This window comes from Parageobacillus caldoxylosilyticus NBRC 107762, from assembly GCF_000632715.1.
GTDB classification, from domain to species: domain Bacteria; phylum Bacillota; class Bacilli; order Bacillales; family Anoxybacillaceae; genus Saccharococcus; species Saccharococcus caldoxylosilyticus.
In genome coordinates this window covers 1-20,563 of sequence record NZ_BAWO01000073.1, presented here as the reverse complement: position 1 = coordinate 20,563, position 20,563 = coordinate 1, and the positions used below count along the sequence as shown (strand labels likewise).

Below are 20,563 nucleotides of genomic sequence, written 5' to 3'. Positions count from 1 at the left end.
GGCATTACAACAGTTATATTTGTTTATCTTTACGCAACTGTGCGCGTTCTGTTCTCTATGAGCCGCGATCGTTTACTGCCAAAACCGTTCTCAGTGGTTCATTCACACTCTCAAGCACCTGTTTTTTCGACATGGATTGCAGGATTTACTGGAGCAGCAATTGCTGGATTTATTGATTTGAGAGTTTTGTCCAACTTAGTCAATATTGGTGCTTTGTTAACATTTGTGATGGTTGCCTTATCCGTTATTGTGCTGCGCAAAACCCATCCAAATCTGCAAAGAGGATTTAAGGCACCGCTTGTTCCATATCTTCCAATTTTGACGATTGCGTGTTGTATCTTCTTAATGACTCGCCTTGCACTTGAAACATGGTTGTATTTCTGCGTTTGGATGATGATAGGCTTAAGTATTTATTTTATCTATAGAACGAAGCGCAAAAAAGATTCATACCAAGAGCAAGCGCATATGATGAAAAAAGCAAACTAAAAAAACAGGATCATCCTAAGTTATAAAAGGCCAATGGATATATTTGTATCGTGCAGTTGGTTCCGAAGGGAGTACCATTGATTTTTATTTAAGCAAAACAACAGAGCAAAAGGCTGCAAAGCGCTCTTAAAGAAAGCTTTGCAGTCTTTTTTTGTTTCTTATCGTCGATAAACATTTAGCGTATCGAGTAGCTATTCAACAGCTAAAAAACAATCAAAAGATGTCTGAAGCTATCCAAATAAGACAGATTCGTCATCTAAACAACATCGTTGAACAGGATCACCGTTGCAATTAATAAACGAGTACGCTCCATATTGGGATTCAAGTGATTTCAAACAGCTACTTGCATATTAAGTGGTGCTAAAGCGATGCACACGATGAAAAAAGACCAGTTTATCAAGGGACGAAGTCAGCCTAAAGTAAAAAACTGTTTCACATCGCATCATAATCCGTAAGTTAGCAGGAAATTCATGTCCTATATTTTTTGTAATTGCTTTGCACCGGAACCAAATAAAAACAGCCTAAGTTTTGTCTTAGACTGTTTTTACTATTGCCTTATTCGCAATTAGTCTGTTTGGCAGCATATTGCTTTTCTCAATGAAAGTTACATTTTTCCAAGAAAAGCTTTTGTCATTTCCAGACTAATTCCCCATCAGCCACATCTACATTTCTTATGGTAGATTTCAATAAAAAGGCCGTATTCATACTACGTTAAACGTTTTTTAAAAATTAAATTCTTGTTGTTAATTTGTCATTCCATACAGGGGTTCTTTTTTCAAAGAATGCCCGAATTCCTTCTACAGCATCAGGATGTTTGCTGTTTAAAGCAATGACTTCTGTTGCATAATTTAAAGCCTGGAAATCTTCCATATTAAGTTGTTGATAGAACATTCTTTTACCTATCTCAATAATATTTAAACTTTGTTTAGTAACATCTTTGGCTAACTTTTCTGTTTCCTCATCTAACATGTTTGGAGGGACTACCTTATTTACCAAACCAAGTTCCAAAGCTTCTCTGGCAGAAATTAAATTCCCTGTAAACAACATTTCGGCTGCTTTTTTTCTACCTATATTCCGGCTTAAAAATACTGCTGGTGTACTACAAAATAAACCGCTGTTAATACCCGGTGTACCAAATCTGGCATTTTCACTTGCGACAGCCATATCGCTTATAGCTACCAATTGACATCCAGCTGCAACAGCTACCCCTTCAACCTTTGAAATAACAATTTGTGGTATTTCTCTAATTCTTCTCATCAGGAGTTGGCAAGTCTGGAAGAGTTTTAGTACTTCGTGTGCACTCATATTTTCTATTTCACGTAAACTATGGCCAGAACAAAATGCTTTTGTAGATCCTTCAATCACAACGACCTTTACTTCTCTTTTTTCAGTAACCTCTTGAAGAAAAGAGTCTAATTCTTGGAGCAATTTTAATGATAAAGCGTTAAACTCTCTTGGATTTTGTAATGTTACATAGGCAATATCCTCATTTTTCCGAACAGACAAAAATTCCATGTTTTCCCCTCCTGTTACTTGTTGTTATGCTTATAAATAACATAATTATTTTTCATTTGTCAATCAATAATCAGAATATAAATAATATTTTTTATTTTACGTTGGTTTTTCTGAAAAAAGCAGACTCTTATCGTTAGTGAAGTTGCTTAATTAATCAAAAACGGTAAGGTATTTTCATTTGGCAACAAAACAAATTGAGATTTGACCGCCTTTGACTCGAGCAAGTGCTGGCAACGCCAAAAGCCATGACAATACTCGAAGATGGATTCAAAGATACTATGGTCGTACTGAATCATCTGAATGTTATCGGTGACGCCTACGACACCTACGCACAACCAACTTTGTTAGAACTTCGGCAACGCCTCCACAGCATCTGCCAAATCACTATAACTGTCTTTTAAATGTCGAGACGTAGTGGCGATATTGCTATGGCCGGCAAGCCTCCGTGCTTTCTCAATTCGTTGTCCGTCACTAATGAACATCCACTTACAAAACGTATGTCGGAATATATGGAGCGTAAGCTTTTTGTTTAGCAGGCTGTCGCCTTCAATCGGTTCGCTGAATGCCTCAAAAAGCGAAAGAAATGGATTCGAGAAGGCATTAATTTTCATGATTTTCAGCGCAATCCGTTGCTGCAATTAAGACCGGACCCAATCCTTCATCCTGATAGGTATTAGCCGTTAGAGAAGTTTCAAGTTATCTAGTCCAAACAGGTGAAGCGAGGAAGAGGCAAAGGAGTGTTTATACACAAAGTTCATTTTTATTTTTTCAATTATTTAATGAATAGTTGCAAGAAAAGCAGCATAAAATATTAGTTTATATTAATTTGCATTTTGCACACACTAATATTGATGATGTATAATATATATAGAAAGTACATATAAAATAAATAAGACCGAAGGTGCGGCAACACCCTCGGTCGTGCAATAGACGGTTCCCTTCAAGGGGATCGGACAGTAGGCAGAAAATAATCCACCCAGTCGTCGTCAACTCAAGGGTGGATTACTTCTTTTGATGATATGACAGTATCGAAACGATCAGACCTGCGAAAGTTATCGCAAACATCAATGATTCGAATACTGTCAACGGCACCACCCCCTTTCTATAGGGGTAGAATGCCGACCACCCTTGAGTTTTCCGTACTATTGCGCTTTTATTATATCACATTTTAGAAAATTTTTCTATAAGGAACGAACGCTTGTTTCGGTTTTATTACATTGTTCATTAGAAAAAATGGTTTAACAGCAAACAAAAGATAAATAAGAATTATCTTTTGTTTTTAATAAATAGTTGTATTTTTCTCCGTGTAAAACAGAACAAGAACTCTATTCAAGTCATCAACAACTACATATAGTTTTATCATCACGAACGATTTCAGAAAAACTCAACCATTGTGCTTCAGTGGAATACCGAAACACAATGGTTGCATAGTCTTTTTTATAACTGTCTGCTTGACAGGGGTAAAACCAAATAAATCGGTCTTTTTTGTATGTATTGTTCCACTAACGTTCCCTGTTAGTGGAACATTTGCACCAAGCCAAGATCAAGGGGTATCATAATTACCAGCTCTCCTGTTAGGTGGAAAAATAGTAACAAAAATGGCAACGACTGATCCTATGACTGTCTCCATTATGCGCGCCCATTCATAACCTCCCGAATGTAAAAAAGCCAAAACCATTACGACAGTTACGCCTATTTGTGAGATACTGTCTGGATGAAGTTTGAGAGCGTTCGCAATTGCCATCCCTACAAAAATACTCAGAAAGACTGCTATTCCTGACGGCATGATCCACTGAGAAATAAACAGACTGCATGCCACTCCACCTACAACCCCTAAAAAACGATTCATCGCTTTGGTTACAGCTTTTTCAAAAGTTGTATTAGTAATTAAAACGGCTGTTAACGGAGCAATAAAAGGATACAAATGGGGAGTAATGAAATTCGCTAGCCACCACGAAATTCCTGCTGCTAGTGATATTTTAAAAGTTTGTAAGGTGATTCCTACACGATTTAATCCTCTACTAAGATGTTTTATCAATACTTTGGTGTTCATAGGTATTTCCCCGTTATTATCCTTTTTGTTATTATTAGGTCAATTATTTCAATCCGAGTGAAATATACTTAATCTCTAGATAGTCTTCCATTCCATAATGGCTGCCTTCACGCCCCATCCCACTTTCTTTAAATCCACCGAATGGTGCTTGTGCAGCCGAAGGGGAACCATCATTTAAACCTATAATTCCATATTCTAATGCCTCTGTTATATAAACAGCCTCTTTAATATTCTCTGTAAATACGTAAGCAGCCAATCCATAAGGACTGTTATTAGCACGTTCAATAGCTTCTTCCACTGTTTTAAATGTTGTGATAGGAGCAAGTGGCCCAAATGTTTCCTCATTCATACAGTCCATATCGTCAGTAGCATTAATAATAACAGTTGGTTCCATAAAAAAGCCTTCTTCTTCTTTTATGGAGTTGCCTCCTACAAGGATTTTAGCTCCTTTTTGTTTAGCGTCTTCAATTTGTGCCTGTACTTTACGAACTGCTGCCTCGTTAATGAGTGGGCCTATATCTACGCCCTCTTCGAACCCATTACCCACTTTCAATTTTGCCGCTTTTTCTGCTAGTTTTTTAGAAAATTCTTCAGCAATCACTTCTTCTACAAAAATGCGGTTTGTGCATATACATGTTTGGCCGGCATTTCTAAATTTAGAAGCTATAACGCCCTCTACAGCTTTCTCTATATCTGCATTGGCTGTTACAATAAACGGAGCATGCCCCCCTAATTCGAGGGATAATTTTTTCACAGTGTCAGCAGCCCCACGCATTAAAATTTTCCCCACACGTGTAGAGCCGGTAAAAGTGAGCTTGCGTACACGTTCATCCTTTTGCCATACATCTACAATTGGTTCAGGATCGCCTGTTACAATATTAATGACTCCCTTTGGAATCCCGGCTTGCTCAGCAAGTTCTACCAGTTTCAAAGCAGTGAAAGGTGTCTCTTCAGATGGTTTCAAAACTGTTGTACAACCAGCGGCAAGAGCTGGTGCAATTTTTCGTGTAATCATAGCTGCTGGAAAATTCCATGGAGTGATGGCTGCAATAACACCTACAGGCTGTTTTTTTACTATAATACGTTTATTAGGAGAAGATGCTGGAATAGTTTCTCCATAAATTCGTTTTGCTTCTTCAGCAAACCAAGAGATATAGCTATTGGCATAGGAAATTTCTGCTTTTGCTTCGGAAAGAGGTTTTCCTTGTTCAGTGGTTATGATTTCCGCTAGCTCATCCGTATGTTCTTCAATTAAGTAATACCATTTTAATAGAAGTTTACTACGCTCTTCGGCAGTCTTTTTAGACCACTCCTTGAAAGCAGTGTATGCTGCATCTACTGCCATTTTCGCTTCTTTCTTACCGCCGTTTGGAACGGTTCCGATGATCTCCTTTGTAGCTGGATTGATGACATCAATGGTTTCTTTTGCATCCATCCACTGTCCATTCACATACATTCTGTTTGGAAACATAGGATTGTCCTCCTTAAATAAACTGCTGTTGTTTTGAACTCATTCACAGACTATCATGATTTTTGCATTAGGAGTACTTCCTTTATATACTAGGGGTATAACAAAAAGTTATGGGGGATAAAAATGAGAACAGAATGGCTAGAGGCTTTCTTGGTAACAGCGAAGACAAAAAGCTTAACAAAAGCTAGTGAGCAACTTCATATGACACAGCCAGCATTAAGCAAACAAATTAGAAAATTAGAAGAAGATCTGGGAGCCACTTTATTTACACGTTCTGCAAAAGGAGTAGAATTAACAGAAGCTGGGGATATATTATTTAGAGAAATTGAACCTGTTTTACATAAAATTCGCTCTATACAGAGAAAGATCCTATCTACACAAGAAACATCAGAAATTAAAATTGGAACGTGGCCAAGTATTGCCAGCTTTTATCTCCCATATAAATTAGCTACTGCTAAGGAGCATAACCGGGAAGTGAGTGTTAAAATTTCTTATGGCTTTTATGATATTTTAAATAACCTACATTCCGGAGACATCGATGCTGCACTATTAGATGATCGAGAAATTCAACATTCATACTGGTCTAAACCACTTTTTAAAGAACCTTTTTATTTGTTTGTCAATCATCTCCACCCACTGGCTAAGCATGAAGATATAATTTATTTTAAGGATTTCAAAAATGAACCCCTTGTTGTTCTCCCTTCTTCATGCGATGTTCGCATGTTAATAGAAGAAGCATATAGACTTCATCATTCTCAACTGAATATTGCTTCTGAAATTGACTTTGGTCAAAGTATTATAGGGTTTATCTCAGCAAATTTAGGCATATCTATTCTTCCAGAAATTTTTACCCATAATATAGATCGATCAATTATTAAGGTTCTTCCAATTGCAGATTTCAACGTAAAGAGACAGATCTCACTTATTGCACGAAATCCAGATATCGGAAAATTGTTATTTACCTTATTTTTTAATTAATACCTCCCTTTATAAATGTTGATATATCAACGGTTGTAACCGTTTCAGAGGTGTTAAAAAAATATTTTTCGACACGCTTTCTAACTTTATTTCTTAAACCTATGTAATATAGGACAGTGGGGATACGCTTCTCGCTGCCCAATACTGGTTTCATTTCGTTGTAGTGGAGGGACGTGTATGTGATGCATATAGATCTCTGCATCGCTGATGATGACAACCCCTCCTGTGTTTCTTGGCATCATTGTGCCCACAATCTAGATTACTCGGAAATGGTGTATATTCCAGCATTGCAAGCGCCATTTTCCCATTGGAACAAAATTTTATTTTGCCAACAGTCTAAGAGTCTCCTTTCCTAACTGAAAGGAGACTCTAATTTTTAAAAAGCACGGGATGAAAAGAGTTTACGATCTTAGAAAAACCCATACTTACTAAAAAATTCAAAAAAGCAAATCACTCTCATTATAGAAAATATAAAAGGCACGATTATTTAATATGGTACTTCCCTACATCATGACAACACTTTTCAATTGAGGTATTTATAATTTATTCGTCTGATATTGAAATGAAATGGTATTTTCTAGGACAGGATCAATAATCTTCATAAGATAACTATTTGCGTACTTAAAACCATTTATTAATGGGACTGTTCCACAGAAAACAATACAATTTCTAAGTATTACATTTTTGTTTTTTAAAAAGCGAATAATTTCATTAACTGGAAGTATTGACTTAACTGAACTTTTTTGATAAAGCCCCCAATCATTTCCTTCTTTAATATAAGAAACTAATTCTAAATCGTCCCAGTGATCGATGACATCTTGCAAAGACCACACTGTTGTTGCAAATGGTTTATCACATACTAATTTGGATTTATGAATATCTACTGTCTCCAATGCTCTATCCGTATGGTCACTTCCTACTGTAACATAAATTTCATCTTCTGATTCCCCAAAAATCAATACAATTTCTACTTCTCCTGTTGTTTGATCTCCTAGTACATCAATCACGGATTCTTGGGTGATGCTACTTTTTCTCATTGGATAAAGTTCAGGAATCTCTTTTGGCTTAGGTACACCTAAAGCCATTAGTTCCTTTATATGACTTAATATATGCTCTTTGTTTCTCCCCGAATATCCAATACAATAGCAAGTATTAATAATCAAGGTTTTTAATTCTGAACCTATCTTTACTGTATATTCATTATGCCTCATAGGACTTTTCCTTTCTTTATGCCTAAATATCATTCACATATTTTTTATTTATCAAAATTTAAAGAAATGAATTGCTAATATTACTAATCTTCCTTTTGATATTTAATATCCACATATCTTAGTGCAAATAATGATATTACTGCTGCTAAAATAATATAAACACTAATCGCGTAACCACTATGAAACTTATTAAGAAGATAGGTAGAAATTAATGGAGCAAATCCACCTCCAATCATGCTTCTTAACATAAAACTAATAGCTGAGCCACTATATCTAAGATGTGCAGGAAAACTAGAAGCAATAACTGGAGCCAATGGCGCCCACATGGTAGCGTGAATGACTAATGCAATAATAACAGCCAGGAAAATTAATCCTGTATTTTTGGTATTTAGCAAATAGAAATATGGTAAAGCCCATAGAATAAGTAGTATATTACCAAATCCGAGTATTTTTTTAGGGCTTATCTTATCGCTAATATATCCAGTTAAAAAGATTGTAAACACTGCTATAATTGCACCCACAAGTGTTGCATTAACGAAAATGGATTTATTTAGACCTAAATATGTAATTCCGTAAGTCGTAGTATAAAATGCAAATACTCCAAAAGCAATATCGCTGCTAACATTTGAAAAAACTGCGGATAACACTTGTTTAGGATAATATTTAAATATCGAAACAACAGGAAGTTTTGGCAACTTTTTTTCATCAAGGACCTTTTGGAACGAAGGAGTTTCCAATAAATTAAATCTAATCAATAATCCTACAAGTACTAAAACTATGCTAAGAATAAACGGTACTCTCCAACCCCATGTTTGAAAATTATCGCCAGAAATCGAAATAAAAAGGGATGTTACTGCAGTTCCTAATATTAAGCCAAGAGGCACGCCAATTTGAGGCAAAGTGGCCATAAAACCTCTATTTTTATTAGTTCCCCACTCCATTGAAACAAGAACAGACCCTGGCCATTCCCCTCCAATAGCAAATCCTTGTATAAATCTTAATAGTGTAAGTAAAATAGGGGAAAGCAAACCTATTTTTTCATATCCTGGTAATAATCCTATAAGAACTGTCACTGTTCCCATTATTAATAATGTTGCTATTAGGGAAATTTTTCTGCCAATTTTATCTCCAAAATGCCCAAATAAAATTGCTCCTAACGGTCTTGCAAGATAACCGATGGCATAAGTTGAAAAAGTTAATAAAGTAGCAACATATGGATCTTGTTGAGAGAAAAATAGCTGTGGAAATATAATTGCAGCCATTGTTCCGTAAAGGAAAAAATCATACCATTCTATAGTTGATCCTAATACACTAGAAATACCAGCAATTTTTTGTTGCTTCTTGTGATCAATTTGGACTGTCCTATCAGTAACTTTAATCATCAATGTTCCCCCAATCACATTTACGTATTGAAAAAATCGTTATTAAAATCTTAGCTCTTTGATTGACTTATCCATTTTTCTAATTCCATATTTGTCACCTCCATTTATGTAAGAAGATTTCATGAGTTGCAAAAATCTTATTTTTATGTGAAATGATGTTATAATACTCGATGTTTTAGTTGTGGGAACATCTCGCGTATATAATCAATCTGATCAAGATTGATTTCAGTTTTAACTATAGTTTCAAATTCACCTGCAGAAGCAATCACTGTACCCCAAGGATCAACAACTTGACTATGACCACCCATGAGGACATTCCTTGTCGTTCCTACACAATTGCTAGAAATCAAGAAACATTGATTTTCAAGCGCTCGAACTACATTAAGTATTTTCCAATGCTCTAATCTCTGATGCGGCCAAGCAGATGTGACAAGAAAAATTTTCGCTCCTTGGTCTACTTGTGAACGATATAATTCAGGAAAACGCAAATCATAACAAGTTGAAAGTCCAACTTTTCCGAATTCTGTTTGAACCACAATTGGTTTTTCCCCGGGTGTTAATATTTCTCCTTCTGCCGAACCATAGCGAAATAAGTGAATTTTCCGACTTTTACCAATAAGCTTCCCTTCTCTGTTAAATAAAACACTTGTGTTATAATATTTGCTCCCTTCCTTCTCAACAAAACTCCCAGCATGTACATATGCACCTAGTTTTCTTGCTTTTTCGGAAAAAAACTGCACGAAAGAGCCATTGATTGTTTCAGCTTCTTTAATATAATTGTCAAATGAAAAATAACCTGTTGCCCAAATTTCAGGAAGAATAATCAGATCATAACCCTCAAGCTCATCTAATTTCTGGCCTACTCGGATAATTCTCTCTTCTTTCGTTTCTCCATCTTTAATTTCAACTTGAATAGATGCTACTTTCATTTAAAAATCCCCCAATTCCAGTAATAGTTTCATATTCGGTAATGTTTTTCATCAGTTACAATCGTTTTTACTTTGTACATAAAAACATAGTTAGGGCTTTCCTTTTTGCTTAAAAAACACTCACATGAAGATGGATTCCTCCAATAAACACATAAATCTGTGCATCTAATTTTTTATGTTTTCCCATTAACTAAAATTTTGAGTAGCATGATTTAATCCATAATCTGAAAGGAATCCCCTTTTCAATTACTACCTACATAATTTTAATGTTTCTTTAGTTTTACGTAGATGATCCAAAATAAATTTTGATGCTAGTCCTGAATCTCTATCCTCTATTGCTTTAATAATTTGATTGTGTTCCATTAATACATCCTTCATTCTTCCTTTTCGACTGACTGCCTTTAAGCCCATCAATTGAGTAAGATTATGAAGATTATTTAAAACTTGTTCCATTAGTTTATAGTTGGCCAATCTTGCTAATGAAAGATGAAATTCTTGGTCTAAATCAATGAATCTAATATTATCATCGTTTTCCATGGCTTTTTTTTGTTCCTGAACAATGTTTTTAAGTAACTGAAGTTTGGTTGGAGAAGGGTTGATTTCGATCAGTTTTTTGATTACTTCCACTTCAATTGCACTTCTTAATATAAAGATTTCCTCTTGTTCATCAGGTGTTATTTTTCTTATAGTCAATCCCTTTCGAGGGATAGGTACAAGCAGCCCTTCTTTGACTAAATTTTGTACAGCCCCTCTTACAGGGGTTCTTGATGTATTTAATAATTCTGCCAATTGAACTTCTGTAAAAATTTCTTCATTGCCAATATCACCATTTAATATAGCTTCCATAATTTGTCTATAAACCATTTCTTGTGTAGTTTTTTCTTTAATTGGCTCTAATTTAATACGCCCCATTACTTCATCATCCTTTACCGTTATAAAAGAGAATATAGGGTTATATTAAATGGTGTACTATGTATACATTATACATAATACAGGATGCATTAATCAATTGATGATTTATAATTTTCGAAATATTTTATATCCTGTTTTACTCAAAGGTTAGATTGTTGAATTTCTTCAAATTCCGATCAGCCCCTGGTCAACTTCCGAGGAAGCCACTTTTCTTATTCCTGGTTGGAAGGTATTTTACAGAAGAATGGGAATCACAACGACGATTAGTCATTATACTTTATACAAACAGTTTTTTTGCAAAATAGCTAAAACGGTCTTTTTCCTCCGATCAACAGAATCTGCCTGATGGATAGTTATATCATTTATTAACAAGCATATGAGATGACTTGAACATCATGGAGTGGTAAAATATTTTTGAATTTTCCGTAAAGTAGTATGGGAACGATGTATGATGTAGCCAGCTACGATTTTATTCGTTATTGCTAATGTTAACAATTTACTTAGACATCATTATATAACTTAAATCACGGATACATGGATTAATTAATCAATAACAGGATAAAGGTGGGGCGAAATGAAAGAACTTACTCCAAAAGAATTTCGTGAAATGGTAAAACAAAAAAAGTGGGATAAACCAACTTCTGGAATAGCTCCGGGATATACACAAGCAAATCTTGTTATACTTCCAAAAGAAGACGCTTTTGATTTTTTGTTATTTTGCCAACGTAATCCAAAACCCTGCCCGCTACTAGAGGTTACAGATGTAGGAGACCCTATACTAAAAACCATTGCTTCTCATGCAGATATCCGTACCGATTTACCAAAGTACAGAATTTATCAAAACGGGAGATTTATAAAGGAAGTAACAGATATAGTTGATATATGGCGAGACGATTTTGTAGCATTTCTTATTGGTTGTAGTTTTACATTTGAAAATGCTCTAATAAAGCATGGAATAAGTATACGACATATTGAAGAACAAAGAAATGTACCTATGTATAAAACAAACATTCCTTGTGTTCCTGCAGGACGCTTTCATGGAAATATGGTAGTAAGTATGAGACCAATGACTCCAAAAGATGCAATTAAATCTGTTCAAATCACATCTCGGTTTCCGGCTGTACATGGCGCGCCAGTTCATATAGGAAGACCAGAAGATATTGGCATATACAATTTAGATAAACCAGATTTTGGAGATCCTGTTACTATTAAAGAAGGAGAAGTACCTGTATTTTGGGCTTGTGGAGTGACGCCACAAGCCGTAGCAATCGAGAGTAATTGTAAATTTATGATTACTCATGCACCAGGACATATGTTTGTATCAGATTTAAAAGATGAGTTCTTTGCAATCCTATAACAATCAGTAACATAAAATTGATCGGCCTTGACATCATTACGTGTAAAAAATGCCGCAGAAAAATGTTCTGCGGCATTGTTGTAACATCCAAACTCCTCAAAGATAGAACGAACTCATCCCCCTTGATGTTTCAAGGGGGATGAGTTTAAATTGCGTATAATACAATTATAACGAATAGTTTACCATAGTTTTATTATCGTCAACTGATGCTACCAATGTGCCGTTTTCTTTTTCACTAACAATCTAACAACAGATGCAAATTAGTATGATAATTTGCACCAAATTCCTTAATACCAACTACTAATAGTGAAAGTCCCGTCGCAACCCGTTCCAATTGGAGCCCATCTAAATTCACATTGTGCCCAGATATAATAACTATGTCCTTCTTTAATTGGACCAACTCGTTTATTTACTATTTCTTCTTCATTGAGAAAATAACCCCAATCAGGATCTTCTCGCCAAAATTGATCAGTAACGTCTGTTCCGTCATCTCTATAAACTCTAAAATATAACCAAGTATGTCCTAGATCAGAATTGTTATTATGGCCATATACCCCTAGATACCCACCTTTAGGAACCCATACTTTTCTAGTTGTATAGACTTTACCATCAGGAGCACCATCAAAAATAATGGTACTTTTGTCTTTAAGGGTTACAGCATAAACATCAGAATGGAAATTCATTAAGAAGGAGAACAAAACGATAAAGGAAAAGAGGAATACCTTTTTCATCATATAACCCCTTTCTCCAAGTTATTTTATACCCTTAAATATACTCGTTTTCATAAAAATGGAAACGGACTTTAGGAGCATTTTTCTCCCCTTTTTTCAGGTCAGTTACATTGGGTAGAAGTTTGGCTTGGCGCATTTTTAGGCCGTTGCATGAAAAAATGCGTTTTATTCTTTTACCTCTGCTCCTTCTTTGCATCCCCCCATTATAATTTTTTGTTTGTTAGGCGCATAAAGGGATTGTGCTCTTCGGCTTGGGGAAAATCGGCTAACTAAGCCTAAAGAGCACAGTTTTTAAGACTTGCTAAGTTATTGGGCTTCCCGTAAACTGTCAACGAATCGCTTGATACTTCGTATGCTCCACTTCGTTCCGCGCCCTTCTACCCGCCTTCACAAAAAAATTCCTTCCTTTTCAAACAAAGGAAGGAGGTTTAACAGATGAAAAAGTTGTTGTCATTACTTTCATCTTACTTACAGCAACACTCTTCTTTATGTGGATATCATAGTTCATTCAAATGTTTTATATGCTTGAGACTTGTGGTTTTTTATCATGTTTACCTAAAAGATTCGGTGCCGTTAAGTAAACGAGCCCGTTTCCTTCCAATGCTTTTGAAAAGCCTAGCGGCATTGTACGTTTGATTAATTGAGCATAGAGTTCAGGTTCTGTAAGCTTTCGTCCAAATTCTTTTTCAGATAATTGCTTGATTAAAGCCAAAGCTCCCGAAACATGAGGAGTTGCCATCGATGTACCACTAAAAACGGCGAATTTTCCGCCCGGAATGGTGGAAAGAATTTTTTCCCCTGGTGCTACAACATCAATTTCCTTATTGGAATTGGTAAATCGAGATATTTGGCCATCGAGGCTGACGGCTCCAACTGAAATAACTTCATTGTAGGCTGCTGGATAGGAAAGCTCTTCCGTTCTTTCATTTCCGTCTCCTTCATTCCCTGCAGCACATACTACTAAAATATTGTTTTCAACAGCTCTTTTCACAGCTTGGTGTAATTCCGGCACATCGGAAGGACCACCTAATGACATGGAGATAATATCTACTTTTTGATCTACAGCGTAGTTAATTGCATTCACAATCCATTCATATTTACCAGTTGCTAACTCCGGATTGTTTGGATCATTTACCAACACTTTTAAAATTAATAGTTTTGCTTCAGGGGCAACACCGACTACACCTTGTCCATTTTCTGTTGCGGCGATCGTTCCAGCCACATGTGTTCCGTGACCGTTATAATCTGAATAATTATCAACATCACCGTTATCATCTGTGGTGAAGTTTCTACCGCCAATAATTCTATCTTTTAAATCAGGATGATTTTTATCACATCCAGTATCAATGACAGCAATCACAACGTCTTTGCCTTTTATACCTTCTTTCCAAATCTCAGGTGCTTGTACCATATTGACGCCTTCAGGGATTTCCTTTACATTATCAAGCTTTTCTTCAATCTTAAACGGAATCAAACGAACAGTATTTTCCATACTAATCCCTCCTAAAAATGAAATGGCTAAAACAGGTACAACTCCACCAAAAACCAAATGAACAATCTGAACTTTCTGTAAATTTTATCATAAACATGTCCCACAAAATAGATTCTTTAGTATGGTTTTTTGGCGATTTGATTTATAAACCAAAAGTTATATAAATTTACATATTTTAGAAAAATATATAAACTATGGAATGAAAATTCTTCCTCCGTAATCCAAACGAAAATGTCATCAAATTTTTCAGTCTATCAGTTATCTTTTCTTTGATTGGATCATGTCGATCAGGTATTCTCCCAAGTAAACAAGTTTTACGTTTAAAACTTTATCTATGTCATATGACCTATTTTTTCCAATAAATAAATGTTGCTGATTATTAATCTTGACAATGTCGCAAGGTTAAAAATCAATCATCGCCGGCACAGCGGTTAATTCCCTGAAAGCCTCCTCCCTCTACATCTCCCCATTCGTTATGTCTATCATCTAGACTAACATTAAACTGATGATTGGCAATGCTAAAGGAAATTCAATTTTAGTTAAAACTTGACATTTTTCCATTCCCATGCCCGAAGCGGCCTCCAGCACAGCAGGATTGATGCATCGAAACCCAAGAAACGTGTTAATTAAAACAGGAGGACACGCCAATACGGTTAGCGCCACCAACGCCGGAGTAAATCCTGTTCCTAAAAATGGAATAACGATTACGAGAATCGCCAAACTCGGGATCACTCGCAAAGAATTGACAACGTTCATCACGGATGTTTGGACTTTTGAATTTTTTGCACATAATATTCCTAAGGGAACACAAAGCAGCATACTGAAAAGCAAAGCAAACGCGCTTAATTTGATATGAACCATCACTGCGTCCAAAAAACGATCTCGATTTTCCACTACATACTGGAATACCTGATTGATCAGTTCCATCCGTTACCATTACCTCCATTGCGCCGTTTGTAGGTAGCAATCCGGGTTTTTAAGTCATGGAAATCCCAAATGATTGCTCTATTTCCGGATATAACATAGCGTCGCGAACGTTGGAGCTCAGGGGGATATATTTCTTTGCTAATCGATAAAACGGCAATCTCCATTCCTATCTGAATGTCTTCTACCCGCACGAGTTTACCCGTTTTCACAGACAAGGTGGTAATTAGGGCGTTGTTCATAGGCATCATCCACAACTATGACTGCCGCTTTTACATCATCCATGATTAATCCCGCGTTTTTTCTTCTCCACGTCCGATCACCGTGTCCAACCCATCCGGCGTTCCGATAATCCTTGAAACGGTATATACTTATTTGCTAACCTAGCACTCTCGTTATCCGCAAATGGAGCTATCCCTCTTGCCGCCATCCTTTACAACGAAGAGTATTTCCTCGTGCAGCCCGGATCTGTCCCATAGCTACCTCCTTGTTTATCAATATGTGATAATTGATCATTTATAATGGTTATTTAGGGTAAGAGTAATCGATCCACTCAACTAATCATATTGAATAATCCGAAAAGAATATCTATTACTATCAAAATATTTACTCCTACAAGATTTATGCACTTCATGGAATAAGTATGATTGTCTCCCTCAAGAAGACACAAAAAACCGGCACTCGTATTATCATCAACGTATTCATATAAGGTTTTAATTATCAAGTACCGGTTCAAAAAGAAAGGGGCTGACTCCAAAAGGCACATAAAGTGCTTTTGGTTCAGCCCCTTTTGCATTTGATTCGTTTTTTATTGAACTATTTCCTAATTAAGATTGTTTCCGAAGTATTAGCATCATGATCGTAATAATGGTAAAAGCGATGAATGCCAATAAAGGAATCGTAATAAATCCCAGCCAGTTAATATATTGTCCCGAACATGGAACTCCACTTGTACACATTTCAAATTTCTTTAGAAAAGGAATTTTTTGCAGGCCGTAATGGTAACTTGACACGATCATTCCTATGATAGAAAAGGGAAGCACATACTTATAAATGGCTGGATCGTTACGGTAGAGGGCGATTGCAAGCAAAATCGCCAACGGGTACATTAAAATTCGCTGGTACCAACAAAGAGTACAAGGGACAAAGTGTATAACCTCGCTAAAAAACAGGCTTCCTAATGTAGCTATGATGGCTGTAATCCAAGCAAAAATCAACGGCTTATTCATTGCTACGCTTCTCCTTTGCCGCTTCTTCTACCATCTCTTTAAAATCCTCAAATGTTTTTCCTTCAAACTGTTTTCCATTAATAAATAATGTTGGTGTCCCAGTAACCCCCAGTTTATTTGCATAAGACATATCTTTTTCCCAAGCGTCTTTAGACTGGTTTTCTTTGAAGGCTTTCACCACTTTTTCCGTTTCCTTATCGCTGGCAACTTCTTTTAAAGTGTCTTCAAGGAAGGATTCTGTAAAAATATCCATTTTTTCATATTTCGTATCTTCCGGCTGCTTGCTATATAAAAGTTCATGGAATTTCCAGAATGTATCGTTTCCAAGTTCTTGATAGACCGCTTCTGCAAATTGGGCGGCACGAATAGAGTCTACATTGATAAACGAATAGTTCATAAAATAAAATTTAGCTTTACCCGTTTCAATGAATTCCTTCTCAATCAGAGGAAAGAACGATTCGTTAAAGTTCTTACAAACCGGGCATTTATAATCGCCGAACTCGACAATTTTAACTGGAGCTGATTCCTTTCCTAAGTAAGGCTGACCTTCATAATCAATGGCTGTTTCTTTTTTAGATAAATTCCCCCAAAAAATGATACCGAGCACAACACATACACTAAATAAACCAACAACCCAGACAATCCATTTGGATAATGGATTGGATGTAGATATTGATTTTTTCTTGTTTTTCTTCGACTTTGACACGTATTTACCTCCTTCGGATACTTTTTCAAGACCATGCATAAGGTAATCACAAAACCTAAAAATTTATTCTGGAACAAACAATAATGAAAGATTGGTAAAATTACGTACTCTGACTTTCGGATTTGCGACGCACGAATACATTATCCATCGCAAAGAACTGATTACCGCTAAACAAAAGGTGTAAAGACATAGCTAGCAAGGCCAATTCGAATTCATATCCTCCAACAAAACCACTCTTCAGTTTTACCGTAAAGATCGCTCCTACCATAATTGCGGCAAAGGCACCCGCAATGATTCGTGTTCCTAAACCAAGTATTAAAAGAATTCCGCCAATCAGTTCAACTTCCCCTACTAGATAAGCCAAAAATCCAGGTAATCCTATGCTACTAAAAAAGCCTGCCGTATTTTCGATACCGCCTTGAAATTTCGTAAATCCATGAACCAAAAAAATTATACCTAACACTAGACGGATAATGAAAGAGCCTAATTCTAAGTTTTTAATCATTTTATTTCCACCTCTTTTTCTTTACTATAAACTACATTATGTAGTGTAATTCATTAAAAAATTTAAAATAAAGTAATGAGAAACAAAATACATAACATTAAAAATACATAGATGGACGTAATGGTTAGCATAAACGGAAGCTTTAAAGGAATTTCAGTTTGAGGGTCAAGTATATATTTAATCCTGTAATTGGCTGATGCATCTGCAAACAAGACATATGAAAAAGGCATGTTTGCTCGATTAACTGTTTTCAACATCTTTAATAAGGCACTGCCTAAATCCATTGGAGTTCCCTGCCTATTGATGGCATAGTGATCAGCTAAAACTTCTCTTATGATTTTATACTTTTGGTGAAACCACTTTAAAATCGGAATATACCACATAATCGAAGCAAACAGGGACAATAAAAAATATTTTTAAAGGGGCCCTATGTTTTTTATGATACAACTCGTGATAAATGGCCGACTCTAACTCATTTGTATCCAGAAGATTGAACAGACCCTGTTGAAAGTATAATTTTGGGATTTAGAAATCCCATTGTAACCGCGATTGGAGCTAGGCAAGATATTACCGTAAAATCTTGATTTCCCTCGTTGTATTTACGATTGATTTCCTGAGTCAGCTGTTCGTGTCGGTATACAGCAAGCCTTTTATCAATTTTGTTAGCTGCAAAAAGCTGCTTTCCAATCTCCCAGATAGATAAAAATACAGTATAAAAAACTAGAGCATCTAACATGTATTCCACTGAAGACAATCCAAGAGACCTTGCCACACTGTGGCATACTTGAATAAGGTTAAACTTTGGGTCCCAGCCCAACAAAACATACAGCACGTACATTCCCATTTGAAAAAGAATGGTTCCCGCAATACATGTACACATTATAAAAATCACTCTTGACCGATTTTTCGACATACATTATCTTTCCTTTTTTAATTCTTTTATTTTTTGCTCCAACTTTTCAATAAGCTCCTGATTCACTTCTTCTAATGCATCCAACATATGATTCACAACGAGAGAACCGAATTCGTCAATGAGCTCATGAGCCAATTCTTTCGATTGTATGTCAAAAAACTCCTCTTTTGAAAGGACAGGTTGATATAAAGAGGTTCTGCCTTCTACTCTTTTTTGCAGAATTCCCTTTTCGACTAATCGATTCATTACTGTCATAACCGTATTAAAATTAACAGGCTTTTCTCTTTCTAGCACCCGTTGAACATCTTTAATACTCATTTCCGCCCCGTTCCACAAAACATCCATAATCTTTGCTTCAAGCGGACCAAAAAAGCGGTTCAAACCCCTCTCATTAAATTTGAATTTTTGTATTTTCATCGTAGAAACACCTCACACTAACCATTGCAGTGTAAGGTGTTTATGGAGTCAAGGATTCATCCTAGAAACAGCCCAACAGAAAAAGGCAACTGGTCAGAAAGATCCCTAAAAAATATGAGTATAGCATGTATAAATTTCATTCTATTTATTGATAACTTAACATCTCATCCCTGTTTTGCATGTCATTCTTAAGTATCTTCTCCATCTTCGAACAGTGTCCGTGCAATGACACAATGTTATCTCGACAGCTAGAATGTATGGGGAAATAGCATATCATCATCAGAAAAAATTAAACTAGAAGCAATTCGATGAGTGCTAGAGAACGAGGGATCAGTCGTTGTAATGGCGGAGGAATTAGGCATTCGTCATCGAGATAATTATTTATCATGGATGAAGAAAGATAAACAATATGGAGAAGTCATCATTTTATTTCACACAAATTTACATTAACTTCGAGTTTTATTCATAAAAATGAAGATAGGGAGTTCTATTTTATCAAAAAGGAGTTGATTTTTTTGCATTTTAACTATTTGTATCGAGTTAATTCATGGACACAAATTTTAATTTTGTTACAGCGAAGTCTATACGCAGAAGAAATGGTATGTGCCATGAGTAGTCAGCTTTTTCATATCCCACAAACGAAAGACTTAAAAGGTAGTAGTGAGATGCATAATCATCTAGTTCCTGCTTCTTATCATCGTGTCACGGCAGTGGGTTCAGCTCATCTACTAATGATCCCCGTTAAATGAACAAGTAAATTCATACCTTGATCCTTTTGTATAGAAGGACATGATGGTTGCCGTGTGAATGAATGTACGATTTTGGGCGCGAATGAGGAATGATAATGGGTAAAAACGTTGGTATATCACACCATTTTCCAGTGTCATTTCCGATTTACATATTAGCAAAAACGTGAAAACCTCTTCAGCGCAACCCGAAGAGGTTTTTTCATGAAATTTCGCTCAATCACTTTTCTCTTCTTCCCGCCGTATCGCTTCTGCCAACTCCTGCGAAAGAGAATTTTTATAGGTCTCCGCTGATTCTTCTCCTTCGTCTTTAATATCGACAACGCTACCTGGGAAATATTGCTCTTTTTCTCTCATCTTTTTCACCTCATAGGTAGTTTGCGCCATGAGGTGGGTAATTTATGCGTTTAAAAGTTGTTCGTATACTTTTAAATTCGCGTAAATCGCATGGAAGATTGGTCTTTTTTTCGCTATGCTATATAAGCATCCTTGCAAATGGTCGGCTTCTATCGGCAACCCTTTTCCATATACCTCTATTTTACAATCCCTTTGCATAACCCTCCCGAAATTAGAAAAAACTACAATTGTAAACAAGGAGCATTCCTG

Annotated in this window: 19 protein-coding genes and 2 pseudogenes; 4 read left to right on the top strand and 17 right to left on the bottom strand. The window is 36.0% G+C overall.

Annotated elements, in window-relative coordinates:
• Both GCA01S_RS17220 and GCA01S_RS21110 read left to right on the top strand, forming a co-directional pair.
• The coding region (locus GCA01S_RS17220; protein WP_155835600.1) for an APC family permease at positions 1–486 on the top strand (486 nt) is incomplete at its 5' end.
• A gap of 22 nt (positions 487–508) precedes the next feature.
• Positions 509–941: pseudogene (locus GCA01S_RS21110) on the top strand (DDE-type integrase/transposase/recombinase); the annotation flags it as partial.
• 274 nt (positions 942–1,215) lie between these two features.
• Here GCA01S_RS21110 and GCA01S_RS17215 read toward each other — a convergent pair.
• The 4 genes and pseudogenes from GCA01S_RS17215 to GCA01S_RS17200 form a co-directional block, all read right to left on the bottom strand.
• Positions 1,216–2,001, bottom strand: coding sequence for an enoyl-CoA hydratase-related protein (locus GCA01S_RS17215; protein ID WP_042411852.1), 786 nt, complete (start codon positions 1,999–2,001; stop codon positions 1,216–1,218).
• 344 nt (positions 2,002–2,345) lie between these two features.
• Positions 2,346–2,552: pseudogene (locus GCA01S_RS17210) on the bottom strand (tyrosine-type recombinase/integrase); the annotation flags it as partial.
• Positions 2,553–3,544: 992 nt separating this feature from the next.
• Positions 3,545–4,054: an FUSC family protein gene (locus GCA01S_RS17205; protein ID WP_042411848.1), complete on the bottom strand. Its 510-nt coding sequence runs from the start codon at positions 4,052–4,054 to the stop codon at positions 3,545–3,547.
• A gap of 43 nt (positions 4,055–4,097) precedes the next feature.
• Positions 4,098–5,525, bottom strand: coding sequence for an NAD-dependent succinate-semialdehyde dehydrogenase (locus GCA01S_RS17200; protein ID WP_042411847.1), 1,428 nt, complete (start codon positions 5,523–5,525; stop codon positions 4,098–4,100).
• A gap of 123 nt (positions 5,526–5,648) precedes the next feature.
• Between GCA01S_RS17200 and GCA01S_RS17195 the strand changes: the two genes are divergently transcribed.
• On the top strand, positions 5,649–6,503 hold the full coding sequence (locus tag GCA01S_RS17195) for a LysR family transcriptional regulator (protein WP_042411844.1): 855 nt from the start codon (positions 5,649–5,651) through the stop codon (positions 6,501–6,503).
• A gap of 536 nt (positions 6,504–7,039) precedes the next feature.
• On the opposite strand, the gene GCA01S_RS17185 is transcribed toward GCA01S_RS17195, so the two are convergent.
• The 4 genes from GCA01S_RS17185 to GCA01S_RS17170 form a co-directional block, all read right to left on the bottom strand.
• Positions 7,040–7,714, bottom strand: a complete 675-nt coding sequence (locus tag GCA01S_RS17185; RefSeq protein WP_042411841.1) for a DUF2848 family protein — start codon at positions 7,712–7,714, stop codon at positions 7,040–7,042.
• Positions 7,715–7,797: 83 nt separating this feature from the next.
• On the bottom strand, positions 7,798–9,096 hold the full coding sequence (locus tag GCA01S_RS17180) for an MFS transporter (RefSeq protein ID WP_042411840.1): 1,299 nt from the start codon (positions 9,094–9,096) through the stop codon (positions 7,798–7,800).
• A 158-nt stretch (positions 9,097–9,254) separates the two neighbouring features.
• On the bottom strand, positions 9,255–10,025 hold the full coding sequence (locus GCA01S_RS17175) for a carbon-nitrogen family hydrolase (protein ID WP_042411839.1): 771 nt from the start codon (positions 10,023–10,025) through the stop codon (positions 9,255–9,257).
• A gap of 249 nt (positions 10,026–10,274) precedes the next feature.
• Positions 10,275–10,937: a GntR family transcriptional regulator gene (locus tag GCA01S_RS17170; protein ID WP_017437679.1), complete on the bottom strand. Its 663-nt coding sequence runs from the start codon at positions 10,935–10,937 to the stop codon at positions 10,275–10,277.
• A 574-nt stretch (positions 10,938–11,511) separates the two neighbouring features.
• Here GCA01S_RS17170 and GCA01S_RS17165 point away from each other — a divergent pair.
• Complete coding sequence (locus tag GCA01S_RS17165; protein WP_017437680.1) at positions 11,512–12,294, top strand: putative hydro-lyase; 783 nt, start codon at positions 11,512–11,514, stop codon at positions 12,292–12,294.
• A gap of 287 nt (positions 12,295–12,581) precedes the next feature.
• Here the strand turns inward: GCA01S_RS17165 and GCA01S_RS17160 are convergent, their stop codons facing one another.
• From GCA01S_RS17160 to GCA01S_RS20270, 9 genes are all read right to left on the bottom strand, one after another.
• Positions 12,582–13,025, bottom strand: a complete 444-nt coding sequence (locus GCA01S_RS17160; RefSeq protein ID WP_017437681.1) for a hypothetical protein — start codon at positions 13,023–13,025, stop codon at positions 12,582–12,584.
• A 517-nt stretch (positions 13,026–13,542) separates the two neighbouring features.
• Complete coding sequence (locus tag GCA01S_RS17155) at positions 13,543–14,517, bottom strand: S8 family peptidase (RefSeq protein WP_017437682.1); 975 nt, start codon at positions 14,515–14,517, stop codon at positions 13,543–13,545.
• 486 nt (positions 14,518–15,003) lie between these two features.
• Positions 15,004–15,444 carry an ABC transporter permease gene (locus GCA01S_RS17150; protein WP_244380718.1) on the bottom strand — a complete coding sequence of 147 codons (441 nt, stop codon included), beginning with the start codon at positions 15,442–15,444 and terminating at the stop codon, positions 15,004–15,006.
• A gap of 824 nt (positions 15,445–16,268) precedes the next feature.
• Positions 16,269–16,670 carry a disulfide oxidoreductase gene (locus tag GCA01S_RS17135; RefSeq protein WP_042411832.1) on the bottom strand — a complete coding sequence of 134 codons (402 nt, stop codon included), beginning with the start codon at positions 16,668–16,670 and terminating at the stop codon, positions 16,269–16,271.
• Positions 16,663–17,376: a DsbA family protein gene (locus GCA01S_RS17130; RefSeq protein WP_042411831.1), complete on the bottom strand. Its 714-nt coding sequence runs from the start codon at positions 17,374–17,376 to the stop codon at positions 16,663–16,665. Before GCA01S_RS17130 ends, GCA01S_RS17135 begins: the two co-directional genes overlap by 8 nt.
• A 100-nt stretch (positions 17,377–17,476) precedes the next feature.
• Positions 17,477–17,881: a DoxX family protein gene (locus tag GCA01S_RS17125; protein WP_042411830.1), complete on the bottom strand. Its 405-nt coding sequence runs from the start codon at positions 17,879–17,881 to the stop codon at positions 17,477–17,479.
• A 472-nt stretch (positions 17,882–18,353) separates the two neighbouring features.
• On the bottom strand, positions 18,354–18,794 hold the full coding sequence (locus GCA01S_RS21105; RefSeq protein WP_235605652.1) for a M48 family metalloprotease: 441 nt from the start codon (positions 18,792–18,794) through the stop codon (positions 18,354–18,356).
• A gap of 3 nt (positions 18,795–18,797) precedes the next feature.
• Positions 18,798–19,211 carry a BlaI/MecI/CopY family transcriptional regulator gene (locus GCA01S_RS17115; protein ID WP_042411828.1) on the bottom strand — a complete coding sequence of 138 codons (414 nt, stop codon included), beginning with the start codon at positions 19,209–19,211 and terminating at the stop codon, positions 18,798–18,800.
• Between the two features lie 962 nt (positions 19,212–20,173).
• On the bottom strand, positions 20,174–20,314 hold the full coding sequence (locus GCA01S_RS20270; RefSeq protein ID WP_155835599.1) for a hypothetical protein: 141 nt from the start codon (positions 20,312–20,314) through the stop codon (positions 20,174–20,176).
• Between the last annotated feature and the right edge of the window lie 249 nt (positions 20,315–20,563).